General features: G+C 69.6%; 14 protein-coding genes. 12 read left to right on the top strand and 2 right to left on the bottom strand.

Features of this window, described 5'->3' with window-relative positions:
* From CQZ88_RS27785 to tuf, 12 genes are all read left to right on the top strand, one after another.
* On the top strand, positions 1–524 hold a 524-nt coding region (locus tag CQZ88_RS27785), incomplete at its 5' end, for an acetyl-CoA carboxylase biotin carboxyl carrier protein subunit (protein ID WP_180987095.1).
* 2 nt (positions 525–526) lie between these two features.
* On the top strand, positions 527–1,687 hold the full coding sequence (locus CQZ88_RS27780) for an acyl-CoA dehydrogenase family protein (RefSeq protein WP_006936207.1): 1,161 nt from the start codon (positions 527–529) through the stop codon (positions 1,685–1,687).
* An 11-nt stretch (positions 1,688–1,698) separates the two neighbouring features.
* Positions 1,699–2,478: an enoyl-CoA hydratase family protein gene (locus CQZ88_RS27775; protein WP_050035586.1), complete on the top strand. Its 780-nt coding sequence runs from the start codon at positions 1,699–1,701 to the stop codon at positions 2,476–2,478.
* A gap of 60 nt (positions 2,479–2,538) precedes the next feature.
* A complete protein-coding gene (locus CQZ88_RS27770) occupies positions 2,539–3,588 on the top strand; it encodes an LLM class F420-dependent oxidoreductase (RefSeq protein ID WP_065922312.1) in 1,050 nt (349 codons plus the stop codon).
* Positions 3,589–3,598: 10 nt separating this feature from the next.
* Complete coding sequence (locus CQZ88_RS27765) at positions 3,599–4,255, top strand: TetR/AcrR family transcriptional regulator (protein WP_006936210.1); 657 nt, start codon at positions 3,599–3,601, stop codon at positions 4,253–4,255.
* Positions 4,252–4,881, top strand: coding sequence for a TetR/AcrR family transcriptional regulator (locus tag CQZ88_RS27760; RefSeq protein WP_006936211.1), 630 nt, complete (start codon positions 4,252–4,254; stop codon positions 4,879–4,881). The genes CQZ88_RS27765 and CQZ88_RS27760 overlap by 4 nt, the downstream gene beginning before the upstream one ends.
* Before the next feature lie 9 nt (positions 4,882–4,890).
* The gene (locus tag CQZ88_RS27755; protein ID WP_006936212.1) at positions 4,891–5,430 is read left to right on the top strand and encodes a DUF3558 domain-containing protein; all 540 of its coding nucleotides are present in this window, start codon (positions 4,891–4,893) and stop codon (positions 5,428–5,430) included.
* The gene (locus tag CQZ88_RS27750; protein WP_006936213.1) at positions 5,427–5,978 is read left to right on the top strand and encodes a DUF3558 domain-containing protein; all 552 of its coding nucleotides are present in this window, start codon (positions 5,427–5,429) and stop codon (positions 5,976–5,978) included. The genes CQZ88_RS27755 and CQZ88_RS27750 overlap by 4 nt, the downstream gene beginning before the upstream one ends.
* A gap of 312 nt (positions 5,979–6,290) precedes the next feature.
* On the top strand, positions 6,291–6,665 hold the full coding sequence (rpsL, locus tag CQZ88_RS27745) for a 30S ribosomal protein S12 (RefSeq protein WP_003937662.1): 375 nt from the start codon (positions 6,291–6,293) through the stop codon (positions 6,663–6,665).
* The gene (rpsG, locus tag CQZ88_RS27740) at positions 6,665–7,135 is read left to right on the top strand and encodes a 30S ribosomal protein S7 (RefSeq protein WP_003937663.1); all 471 of its coding nucleotides are present in this window, start codon (positions 6,665–6,667) and stop codon (positions 7,133–7,135) included. Before rpsL ends, rpsG begins: the two co-directional genes overlap by 1 nt.
* A 147-nt stretch (positions 7,136–7,282) precedes the next feature.
* Entirely contained in the window at positions 7,283–9,385 is a 2,103-nt protein-coding gene (gene fusA, locus CQZ88_RS27735) for an elongation factor G (protein ID WP_043800567.1), read from the top strand.
* A gap of 92 nt (positions 9,386–9,477) precedes the next feature.
* Entirely contained in the window at positions 9,478–10,668 is a 1,191-nt protein-coding gene (gene tuf / locus CQZ88_RS27730) for an elongation factor Tu (RefSeq protein ID WP_006936215.1), read from the top strand.
* Between the two features lie 132 nt (positions 10,669–10,800).
* Here the strand turns inward: tuf and CQZ88_RS27725 are convergent, their stop codons facing one another.
* The gene (locus tag CQZ88_RS27725; protein ID WP_006936217.1) at positions 10,801–11,376 is read right to left on the bottom strand and encodes a hypothetical protein; all 576 of its coding nucleotides are present in this window, start codon (positions 11,374–11,376) and stop codon (positions 10,801–10,803) included.
* On the bottom strand, positions 11,373–12,029 hold a 657-nt coding region (locus tag CQZ88_RS32045; RefSeq protein WP_258008837.1), incomplete at its 5' end, for a DUF6286 domain-containing protein. The genes CQZ88_RS27725 and CQZ88_RS32045, both read right to left, overlap by 4 nt.

Genomic DNA, 12,029 nt, shown 5'->3' with positions numbered 1-12,029 from the left:
CGCAGCCGCAGGTCAAACGGTACGAGGGCGACCGCGGTGCACACGAGGTGCGGTACCGGCTCACCCGGTCCGGGCTGATTGCCGACGACCATCCCGGCGTCGTCCTCGTCGCGCACACCGAGCGCCGGGTGGTGCTCGCGATCGACGGCGTGCAACGGCAGTTCCACGTCGCGCGCTACGGCGACGCGGTGCATGTGGACTCGTCGCTCGGCCCGGTACGGCTGCGCGCGATCCCCCGGTTCGTCGAACCCTCCGCCCACGTCGCCGCGGGTTCGCTGCTCGCCCCGATGCCCGGCTCGGTGATCCGGATCGGGGCCGCGGTCGGCGATGCGGTCACCGCCGGGCAACCGGTCCTCTGGCTCGAGGCGATGAAGATGGAACACATCGTCAAGGCCCCCACCACGGGCGTGCTCACCGAGCTGCCCGTCGCCGTCGGCACCCAGGTCGAACTGGGCGCCGTGCTGGCCGTCGTCACCCCCGCCGAGTCCGGCGAACCGTCCGCCCCGGCCGACATCGAGGAGTAACCATGAGCGTCATCGAAACCGACGAGCAGAAGCAGCTGCGCGCCGCGGTCGCGGGCCTGGCCAAGCGCTACAACTACGTCGACTACGTGCTGCCGAAGGCCCGCAAGGGCGAACCGCTGACCGAGCTGTGGCGCGAGGCCGCCCAGCTCGGCTTCCTGGGCGTGAACCTGCCCGAGGAGTACGGCGGCGGCGGGGCCGGCATCTACGAACTCGCCCTGGTCCAGGAGGAACTCGCCGCGCAGGGCTGCGGGCTGCTGCTGGTGGTGGTCTCGCCGGCCATCTGCGGCACCATCATCGCCAAGTTCGGCACCGACGAGCAGAAGCAACGCTGGCTGCCCGCGCTCGCCGACGGCTCGAAGATCATGGCGTTCGGCATCACCGAGCCCGACGCCGGCTCGAACTCGCACGAGATCACCACCGTCGCGCGGCGCGACGGGGAGGACTGGATCCTGCGCGGCAGCAAGATCTACATCTCCGGTGTGGACCAGGCCGACGCGGTGCTCATCGTGGCCCGCACCGAGGACGCGAAGAGCGGCAAGCTGCGGCCGGCGCTGTTCATCGTCCCCACCGACGCGGACAACTTCGTCAAGACGCCGATGGAGATGGACATCGTCGAACCGGACCGCCAGTTCACCCTGTTCCTCGACGACGTGCGCCTGCCGGCGGACGCGCTGGTAGGGGAGCCGGACGCCGCGCTGATGCAGCTGTTCGCCGGCCTGAACCCCGAGCGGATCCTCGGCGCGGCGATGGCCGTGGGCATGGGCCGCTACGCGCTGGACGCGGCGGTGCGGTACGCCAACGAACGGACCGTGTGGAAGTCGCCGATCGGGGCGCACCAGGGCATCGCGCATCCGCTCGCGCAGTGCAAGATCGAGCTCGAACTGGCCAAGCTGATGATGCAGAAGGCCGCGGTGCTGTACGACAGCGGCGACGACTTCGGCGCCGCCGAGGCCGCGAACATGGCCAAGTACGCCGCGGCCGAGGCCAGCATCAAGTCGCTCGACCAGGCGATCCAGACGCACGGCGGCGGTGGGCTCACCCGCGAGTACGGGCTTGCCGCGATGCTCGGCGCGGCGCGGATCGCGCGGGTGGCGCCGGTGAGCCGGGAGATGATCCTCAACTTCGTGTCCCAGCACTCGCTGGGCCTGCCCCGGTCGTACTGAGGGGAGCGCCGGTGTCCGAGACGTTCGTCCGGTACGACGTGAGCGAGGGATTCGCCACCCTGACTCTCGACTCGCCGCACAACCGCAACGCGATCTCCGCCAGGCTCGTGGCGCAGCTCCGGCAGGGCCTCGCCGACGCGGCCGCCGACGACGGGGTCCGCGCGGTCGTGCTCACCCATGAGGGCGGCACCTTCTGTGCCGGCGCCGACCTGAGCGAGGCGAGCACCGCGGAGGGCGGCGCCGCGGCGGCGGCTGCCGCCCGGACGCGGGAGATGACGGCGGTGCTGCGGTCGATCCTGGAGCTGCCCAAGCCGGTGATCGGGCGGATCGACGGGCACGTGCGCGCCGGCGGCATGGGGTTGGTCGGCGCATGCGACCTCGCCGTCGCCGGGCCCCGGTCGACGTTCGCGTTGACCGAGGCCCGGCTGGGGCTGGCGGCGTCGATCATCTCGCTGACGGTGCTGCCGCGGCTCACCTCCCGTGCCGCGAGCCGCTACTTCCTCACCGGTGAGCGGTTCGGGCCGGAGGTGGCAGCGGCGATCGGCCTGGTCACCGTCGAGACCGACGATCCGCAGGCGTCGGTGGGGGAGATCCTCGCCCAGCTGCGGGAATGCTCGCCGCAGGGGCTCGGCGAATCCAAGCGGCTCACCACGATGCGGATGCTCGCCGACTTCGACCGGTACGGCGACGAGCTGGCGGAGCAGTCGGCGCGGCTGTTCGGCTCCGCGGAGGCGGTCGAGGGGATGACCGCGTTCCTGCAGAAGCGGCCGCCGTCGTGGAGCCGGGCGTGACACGGTCCGCAAAACGGTCAGGGTTGACTGGATAGTGGTGGGTGTACGACAGTGGCTGTCATGAAACTCGGCATCCAGCCCGACTACGCGGGCGACTTCCGGCAGGTCGTCGACGAGATCGTCGAACTCGAATCGGTGGGGCTCGACATCGCGTTCGTCGCCGAGGCGTACAGCTTCGACGCCTTCAGCCAGCTCGGCTACCTGGCCGCGCGCACCTCGACGGTGCAGCTCGGCACGGGCGTCGTGCCGATCTACACCCGCACGCCGTCGCTGCTCGCGATGACGGCCGCCGGCATGGACTACGTCTCCGGCGGCCGCTTCGTGCTCGGCCTCGGGGCGTCCGGCCCGCAGGTGATCGAGGGCTTCCACGGCGTGCCGTACGACGCGCCCCTGCAGCGGACCCGCGAGGTCGTCGACATCTGCCGGGCCGTGTGGCGGCGCGAGAAGCTCGAATACGCCGGCCGCAAGTACACGATCCCGCTGCCGGCCGACCGCGGCACCGGGCTCGGCAAGCCCCTCAAGCTCATCAATCAGCCGGTTCGCGAACGCATTCCGATCATGATCGCCGCGCTCGGCCCGAAGAACGTCGCCCTCGCCGCCGAGATCGCCGAGGCCTGGGAGCCGGTGTTCTTCTTCCCCGAGCACGCGCACCGGGTATGGGGCGACGCGCTCGCCGAGGGCAAGGCGAAGCGGGACCCGGCGCTCGGGGAGCTCGAGGTGGTGGTCAACGTCCAGGTCGGGATCGGGGACAACGTCGCCGAGCTGCGCGACCGCGCCCGGCCCCACCTGGCGCTGTACCTGGGCGGGATGGGCGCCAAGGGCAAGAACTTCTACAACCAGCTCGCCCGCACCTACGGCTTCGAGCGCGAGGCCGAGACCGTTCAGGACCTCTACCTGGCCGGGCGGAAGAAGGAGGCCGAGGCGGCGATCCCGGACGAGTTGATCGACGGCGTGTGCCTCGTCGGCCCGCGCAGTCACGTCGCCGAGCGCCTCGCCGCGTTCGAGGCCGCCGGAGTCACCACGATCAACATCATGGCCCTCGAGGACACCCGGGCCGGGCGCCTCGCCTCGACGGTCACCCTCCGCGAGCTGACGCGCCGGCCTGCCTAGTCTGATCGCCATGAGCAGCCCGTCCCCGGATGTCCGCCGTCGCGGCGAGCAGGAGCGCAGCCGTGCCACCCGCAAGCGGATCCTCGACGCGGCGGTGGCCGTGCTCGTCGAGCACGGTTACTCCAACGCCACCACCGTGCGCATCCAGGAGGCGGCCGGCGTGTCCCGCGGGCGGCTGCTGCACCACTACCCGTCGCGGGACGCCCTGCTCGTCGCCGCCGTGCACCACCTCGCCGCCCAGGGGGTCCAGGGCCTCGACGGCGACCATCCCTGGCCCGCCGACCCGGTCGAACGTATCGCCGCCGCGGTCGACCGGATGTGGTGGAACTTCCGGCAGCCGTACTTCTGGGCGTCGATGGAGCTGTGGCTCGCCGCGCGCGGCCACGAGGAACTTCGGGCCGAGCTGCTGCCGCTCGAACGCCTCCTGGGCCGGATGATCAAGGAGCAGACGACCGCGAACTTCGGTCCGGAAATCGCGAACCGCCCCCGGTTCGCCGAGGTGCGCGACCTGATCTATCAGGCGATGCGCGGGGCGGCCCTCGGTTACGCCATCGACCCCCGCGACCCGCTGACCGAACCCCAGCTGGCGGTGTGGCGTCGCCAGATGGAGCGGGTCCTGGTGGACGACGAACCCGGGGATTCCGCCGCCGGGGGCGCGCTGCGATGACCCGGCAGCCCAAGCAGGATCGGAGCCGGGTCACGCGCCGCCGGCTGCTCGAGGCGAGCATCGACTGCCTCGCGGAGCTGGGGTGGGGCGCGACCACGGTGGGGGTGGTCGCCGAGCGGGCGGGCGTGTCCCGCGGCGCGGCCCAGCACCACTTCCCGACCCGGGAGGACCTCATCACCGCGGCGCTCGAGTTCATGTTCGACAGCCGTATGGATCTCGCCCGCCGCGACACCGTGGACCTGCCACTGGGGGCCGCCCGTACCGAGGCCGTGGTGCGCCGGCTCGTCGACTACTACACCGGCACCCTGTTCAAGGCGGCGCTGCAGGTGTGGACGGCCGCGGCGGCCGATCCGGAACTGCGGGCCCGCATCGTCCCCCTCGAGGAACACTTCGGCCGCGTCGCCCACCGCGTCGCCGTCGAGCAACTCGGCGTGGACGAGTCCGACGCGACGGTGCACCGCATGGTGCAGGCCACCCTCGACCTCGCGCGCGGCCTCGGCCTCGCCGACGTCCTCACCGACGATTCGCGGCGCCGGGCCGAGATCGTCCGGCACTGGGCCGCGCAGCTCGACACGGTGCTCGACGCGGCCCGGCAGCGTTCGGCGGCGCAGCACCCGGCCGGTTAGGTTTGTGGCATGCCTCCCAAGCTGGCCACGGTCGCGGTCCTCGGACTCGTCGGTGCCGTCGTCGCCGGGTGCGGCTCGGACCCGGCCGAGGGCCCGGCCGGCGCGTCGCCCACCCTGCAGGTGACCGAGCCGGGCCCGTTCTTCGGCGCGTGCGGGTCGGTCACCGACGACGAGGTGGCCCGGGCCTTCGGGCTGGGGTCGTTCGTGCAGGTCACCCGCAACTCGGTGGGATGCGAGTGGGAACTCGTCGGGGCGGGCGGCCCGAGCGTGACGTTCTCCTGGTACCGCGGCAGCCCGATCGGCCGCGAACGCGCCGGTTCCGACCTGATCGGCCGGCCCGCGATCGACGTGGAGATCGACGGCAACCCGGGCTTCCAGGGCTCGGCGCAGAACGACTTCGGGCAGACCGTGCTGTGCGAGATCGGCGTGCAGTTCGGGGGCGACTTCGTGCACTGGTCCGTCACGTACGGGCTCTTCACGCCGGCCGCGGACGCGTGCGTGGTGGCCCGCGACCTGGCCGAGCTCAGCGCGGAAAGGGCACAGCGGTGAAGCGGACGACGCGGACGACGCGGGTGGCGACGCTGCCGTCGCTGCTGGCCCTGGCCGCGGTGCTCGCCGGGTGCGGCAGCACGATCGAGGGGCAGGCCGTGCCGGAGGGGGCCGGAGCGGGCGGCGCCTCCGCCGAGTTCACGCGCCTGCTCACCGAGTGCGATGCCGTCACCGACGAGCAGATCGCGGAGGCGGTCGGCGTCGAGGCGATCGAGCGCGGGTTCTTCGGGGCGATCTGCCGGTGGGACACCGCAGGTGCGGGGGCGACGGCGAAGGTCACCTTCAACTGGTTCGAGACCGGGTCCCTCGACACCGAGCGGGGGACGGCGCAACGGCTGGGATACGCGGTGGAGAACACGACCGTGGAGGGCCGGCGGGCCGTGCTGATGCGCCCGCCCGACGACCCGGCGTCCTGCGGGATCTCCGCCGGAGCGTCCACGACGGGGATCTTCGGCTGGTGGGTGCAGTACGCGCCCGGTTCGGCGCCTCCCGATCCGTGTGCGGCGGCCGTCACGCTGGCCCGACTGACCCTCGACCTCAGCAGTTGAGCCACGAGCGGACCCCCGCAGCTCGCTTTGACCTTGCGCCGCGCCGCCGGGTATCGTTGTGGGTCGTGTCCGGCATGCCCGGGCCGATCTGTGTGCCTATGCGAGGTAGTGCCGTGCGCGCGGTCTGTGGAATCACCGCAGGAGCGAGCCCCCGGCTGCCTGTGTGGGGGTACGCGACACGCCCGACCTCGTGTGCACACGAGGGTGTGGGTGCGGGGCAGCGGCTCTCTTGCCCCAACCGATGGATCCCTAATTTCAGAACAGCCAAGGTTGCTCGTGCGAGCAGTCTTCAGACAACGAGAAAGCCGGTAGATGCCAACCATCAATCAGCTGGTCCGCAAGGGCCGCCGCGACAAGGCCGCCAAGGTCAAGACCGCGGCCCTCAAGGGCAGCCCGCAGCGCCGCGGTGTGTGCACTCGCGTGTACACCACCACCCCGAAGAAGCCGAACTCGGCGCTCCGGAAGGTCGCCCGCGTGCGTCTGACCAGCTCCGTCGAGGTCACCGCCTACATCCCGGGTGAGGGTCACAACCTGCAGGAGCACTCGATGGTGCTCGTGCGCGGTGGTCGTGTGAAGGACCTCCCCGGTGTCCGCTACAAGATCATCCGCGGTTCGCTCGACACCCAGGGTGTCAAGAACCGCAAGCAGGCGCGCAGCCGCTACGGCGCGAAGAAGGAGAAGGGCTGATGCCACGTAAGGGTCCCGCTCCGAAGCGTCCCCTGATCGCCGACCCGGTCTACGGGTCGCCGCTCGTCACCCAGCTGGTCAACAAGATCCTGCTGGACGGCAAGAAGTCCACCGCCGAGCGCATCGTCTACGAGGCACTCGAGCGCGCGCGCGAGAAGACCGGCACCGATCCGGTCGTCACCCTCAAGCGCGCTCTGGACAACGTCAAGCCTGCCCTCGAGGTGCGCAGCCGCCGTGTCGGTGGCGCCACCTACCAGGTGCCGGTCGAGGTTCGTCCCGGTCGTTCGACCACCCTCGCCCTGCGGTGGCTGGTCACCTTCTCGCGTCAGCGTCGTGAGAAGACCATGGTCGAGCGCCTCGCGAACGAGCTCCTCGACGCCAGCAACGGTCTGGGTGCGTCCGTGAAGCGTCGCGAGGACACCCACAAGATGGCCGAGGCCAACAAGGCGTTCGCGCACTACCGCTGGTGAGTCGATGCCGGTCGGGAGGAACCGGTATTCCCGAAATCCTCCCGGCCGGCCGTTCGCACAACTGTGTCGGTCCCTGAAGGCCGGCTGAACATCCGAGAACACTGGTCCGCACCCTAGGACCGACACGAGCTACGAGCGGGGTTACCTGTGGCACAGGAAGTGCTGACCGACCTGAACAAGGTCCGCAACATCGGCATCATGGCGCACATCGATGCCGGCAAGACCACGACGACCGAGCGCATCCTCTTCTACACCGGTGTGAACTACAAGATCGGTGAGACCCACGACGGTGCCTCGACCACCGACTGGATGGAGCAGGAGAAGGAGCGGGGTATCACCATCACCTCCGCCGCCGTGACCTGCTTCTGGAACAAGAACCAGATCAACATCATCGACACCCCCGGCCACGTCGACTTCACGGTCGAGGTCGAGCGGTCGCTGCGCGTCCTCGACGGCGCGGTCGCCGTGTTCGACGGCAAGGAGGGCGTCGAGCCGCAGTCCGAGCAGGTCTGGCGGCAGGCCGCCAAGTACGACGTTCCGCGCATCTGCTTCGTCAACAAGATGGACAAGATGGGCGCGGACTTCTACTTCACGGTCCAGACCATCATCGACCGCCTCGGCGCCAAGCCGCTGGTCCTGCAGCTCCCGATCGGCGCGGAGGACGCGTTCGACGGCGTCGTCGACCTGGTCGAGATGAAGGCCATCACCTGGCGTGGCACCGTCGAGATCGGCGCCGAGCCGACCATCGAGGAGATCCCCGCGGAGCTGGCCGACAAGGTCGCCGAGTACCGCGAGAAGCTGCTCGAGACGGTCGCCGAGAGCGACGAAGAGCTCATGGAGAAGTACTTCGGTGGCGAGGAACTCACCGTCGCCGAGATCAAGGGCGCCATCCGGAAGCTGACCGTCGCCTCCGAGCTGTACCCGGTGCTGTGCGGTTCCGCGTTCAAGAACAAGGGCATCCAGCCCATGCTCGACGCGGTCATCGACTACCTGCCGAACCCGCTCGACATCGGCGAGGTCGAGGGCCACAAGCTCGGCGACGAGGAAGAGACCCTCACCCGCAAGCCGAGCAAGGAAGAGCCCTTCTCCGCGCTGGCGTTCAAGATCGCCGCGCACCCGTTCTTCGGCAAGCTGACCTTCGTGCGCGTCTACTCCGGCCGCATCGAGCCGGGTGCCCAGGTGCTCAACGCCACCAAGGGCAAGAAGGAGCGCATCGGCAAGCTGTTCCAGATGCACGCCAACAAGGAGAACCCGGTCGACGAGGCGGTGGCCGGCCACATCTACGCGATGATCGGCCTGAAGGACACCACGACCGGTGACACCCTGTGCGCGCAGGACGCCCCGATCGTGCTCGAGTCCATGACCTTCCCGGATCCGGTCATCCAGGTCTCCATCGAGCCGAAGACCAAGTCCGACCAGGAGAAGCTGGGCACCGCGATCCAGAAGCTGGCCGAGGAGGATCCCACCTTCTCCGTCGAGCTGGACGAGGAGACCGGCCAGACCGTCATCGGCGGCATGGGCGAGCTCCACCTCGACATCCTCGTCGACCGGATGCGTCGTGAGTTCAAGGTCGAGGCCAACGTCGGCAAGCCGCAGGTGGCGTACCGCGAGACCATCACCAAGAAGGTCGAGAAGCTCGAGTTCACGCACAAGAAGCAGACCGGTGGTTCCGGCCAGTTCGCGAAGGTCATCATCGCCCTCGAGCCCTTCGTGGGCGAGGACGGCGCGACCTACGAGTTCGAGAACAAGGTCACCGGCGGCCGCGTGCCCCGCGAGTACATCCCCTCGGTCGACGCCGGTGCGCAGGACGCGATGCAGTACGGCGTGCTCGCCGGGTACCCGCTGGTGAACGTCAAGGTCACCCTGCTCGACGGCGCGTACCACGACGTCGACTCGTCGGAAATGGCGTTCAAGATCGCCGGTTCGCAGGCCCTGAAGGAGGCCGCGCGCAAGGCTGCGCCGGTCATCCTCGAGCCGCTCATGGCTGTCGAGGTCACCACCCCCGAGGACTACATGGGTGAAGTGATCGGCGACCTCAACTCCCGCCGTGGCCAGATTCAGGCCATGGAGGAACGCAGTGGTGCCCGTGTCGTGAAGGCGCTGGTTCCGCTCTCGGAGATGTTCGGTTACATCGGTGACCTGCGGTCGAAGACCCAGGGTCGCGCGAACTTCTCCATGGTGTTCGATTCCTACGCTGAGGTTCCCGCGAACGTCTCGAAGGAAATCATCGCCAAGGCGACCGGCGAGTAACCTCGGTTCCGACCCGGTCGGCTGCACGACCAAGTAAGTAACAACCGCACTGCTGCATACTGCAAGCAACAACAGTCCAGGAGGACCCTCAAGTGGCGAAGGCGAAGTTCGAGCGGACCAAGCCGCACGTGAACATCGGCACCATCGGTCACGTCGACCACGGCAAGACCACTCTGACGGCGGCGATCACCAAGGTGCTGGCCGACAAGTACCCCGAGCTGAACCAGAGCTTCGCGTTCGACCAGATCGACAAGGCTCCGGAGGAGAAGGCTCGTGGTATCACGATCAACATCTCCCACGTCGAGTACCAGACCGAGAAGCGCCACTACGCGCACGTCGACGCTCCGGGTCACGCCGACTACATCAAGAACATGATCACCGGTGCGGCTCAGATGGACGGTGCGATCCTGGTCGTGGCCGCCACCGACGGCCCGATGCCGCAGACGCGTGAGCACGTGCTGCTCGCCCGTCAGGTCGGCGTGCCCTACATCCTCGTCGCGCTCAACAAGTCCGACATGGTCGACGACGAGGAAATCCTCGAGCTCGTCGAGATGGAGGTCCGTGAGCTCCTCGCTGCGCAGGACTTCGACGAGGAGGCTCCTGTCGTCAAGGTTTCGGCCCTGAAGGCACTCGAGGGTGACCCGAAGTGGACCGAGAGCATCCTCGAGCTCATGAGCGCCGTCGACGAGTCGATCCCGGACCCGGTCCGTGAGACCGAGAAGCCGTTCCTCATGCCCGTCGAGGACGTCTTCACCATCACCGGTCGTGGCACGGTCGTCACCGGCCGCATCGAGCGCGGTGTCATCAACGTGAACGAGGAAGTCGAGATCGTCGGTATCAAGCCGACCTCGACCAAGACCACGGTCACGGGCATCGAGATGTTCCGCAAGCTGCTCGACCAGGGTCAGGCCGGCGACAACGTCGGTCTGCTGGTCCGCGGCATCAAGCGCGAGGACGTCGAGCGTGGCCAGGTCGTCGTGAAGCCGGGCACCACCACCCCGCACACGGAGTTCGAGGGCCAGGCCTACATCCTCAACAAGGAGGAGGGTGGCCGCCACACCCCGTTCTTCAACAACTACCGTCCGCAGTTCTACTTCCGTACCACGGACGTGACGGGCGTTGTGACCCTCCCCGAGGGCACCGAGATGGTCATGCCGGGCGACAACACCGAGATGTCCGTCAAGCTGATCCAGCCGGTCGCCATGGACGAGGGCCTGCGCTTCGCGATCCGCGAGGGTGGCCGCACCGTCGGCGCCGGTCGCGTCACGAAGATCATCAAGTGAGCTAGTTCTCGCTGACGTCGAACGGCGTCCACCCTTCGGGGTGGGCGCCGTTCGGCGTTTCCGTCGCCGGGGAACGAGCGAATGTATCGTTCATCTCCGTACGCCGACGAAATGCCACGTTCGCTCGGCGGCCTACCCCTGTCCGCCGGATTCGGGGTGGGCCGGATCCAGGTGCAGCAGTACCTGCGTCGCCACGCGGGCCCCGCCCAGCGCCCGGGCGGCCCGCTCGGCGGTCTCCTCGGCGCGGGCGGTGAAGTCGGCGACGTCGATGTTCGGGTCCGCGTACACCGTGACCGACAGGGTCGGCAGATGGCGTTCCACCACGGCCCGGCTACGCGTGGCCCGCACACCGGGCAGGGCCGCGAGCTCACCGGCGACGCCGTCGGCCACCGGTCCGAGCTCCACGGCCAGGGTAGCCTCGGTGACCTCGTCGTAGAGCTGCACCCGCGACGTCCGGCGCCGGGAGAAGTTGACCGCCAGGAGCACGATCCCGATCGTCACCCCCACCGCGACGGCGGTCCACAACGCGCCCTCCCACCAGGACTGGTCCGGGATGTCGATGATGCGCGGCCGGTCCAGGCGGGCCAGCCATTCCCGGGCGAAGCTCACCTGCCACACCCAGGCCAGTGCGAAGGCCCCGGCGCCGAGGAGCGCGGCGCCCACGGCGAACGTGAGCATCCGGTTGACCAGGACGGTGCGCAGCTTCATCGCGCCGTCCTCGGCCGGTGCACCTGCACCACGAGAGCGATCGGCTCCGCGAGCAGAGCCAGATTCGGCGCCACCGCACCCCGGACCGCGGCGACCAGATCGGCGGTCGACTCCTCACCCGAGCCCACGACGCTGACGAGCGCGCGACGGCGATCGACGACGGTGCGGGCCGCGTACACACCGGGCAGTGTGGACGCGTGCGCGCTGCACATCCGGGCCAGGTCGGTCCGGCGCATCCACACCGTCGGGACCGGACCGGACACCTGCAGGGGCACGTGGGTGCGGCGCCGCGGCTTGACCGCCACCACTACGAGCACGACCCCCAGCAGCACGAGGACCGCAGCGACGGGTGCGATCCAGCTCTGCCAGTGCAGCCGGCCGAACCACTCGAAGGAGTTCCGCAGCCACGGCGCGCCCGCGTAGGTGCCGCGGACGATGAGCAGTTCCCGGGCGGCGGCGAACGCGAGCGCCAGAGCGCCCACGGCGATGAGCGCGGCCGCCGGGGCCGCGGCCGGGTGGGCCAGGGGCGGCAGCGGCGAAACGACCGGTACGGGGGCCCGGTACTCCGTCCGGGCGACGATGTCGGCCTCGGTGTACTCGACCGGCACCGCCGGCTCGCTGCGCTCGGCCGGCCCGGCGACGGACGTGGCCGC

Origin of the sequence: Rhodococcus sp. ENV425 (assembly GCF_002887785.1) — a bacterium.
Taxonomy (GTDB): domain Bacteria; phylum Actinomycetota; class Actinomycetes; order Mycobacteriales; family Mycobacteriaceae; genus Rhodococcus; species Rhodococcus aetherivorans.
Note: the sequence above shows the minus strand (reverse complement) of the source record. Positions and strands in the feature narration are given on the sequence as shown.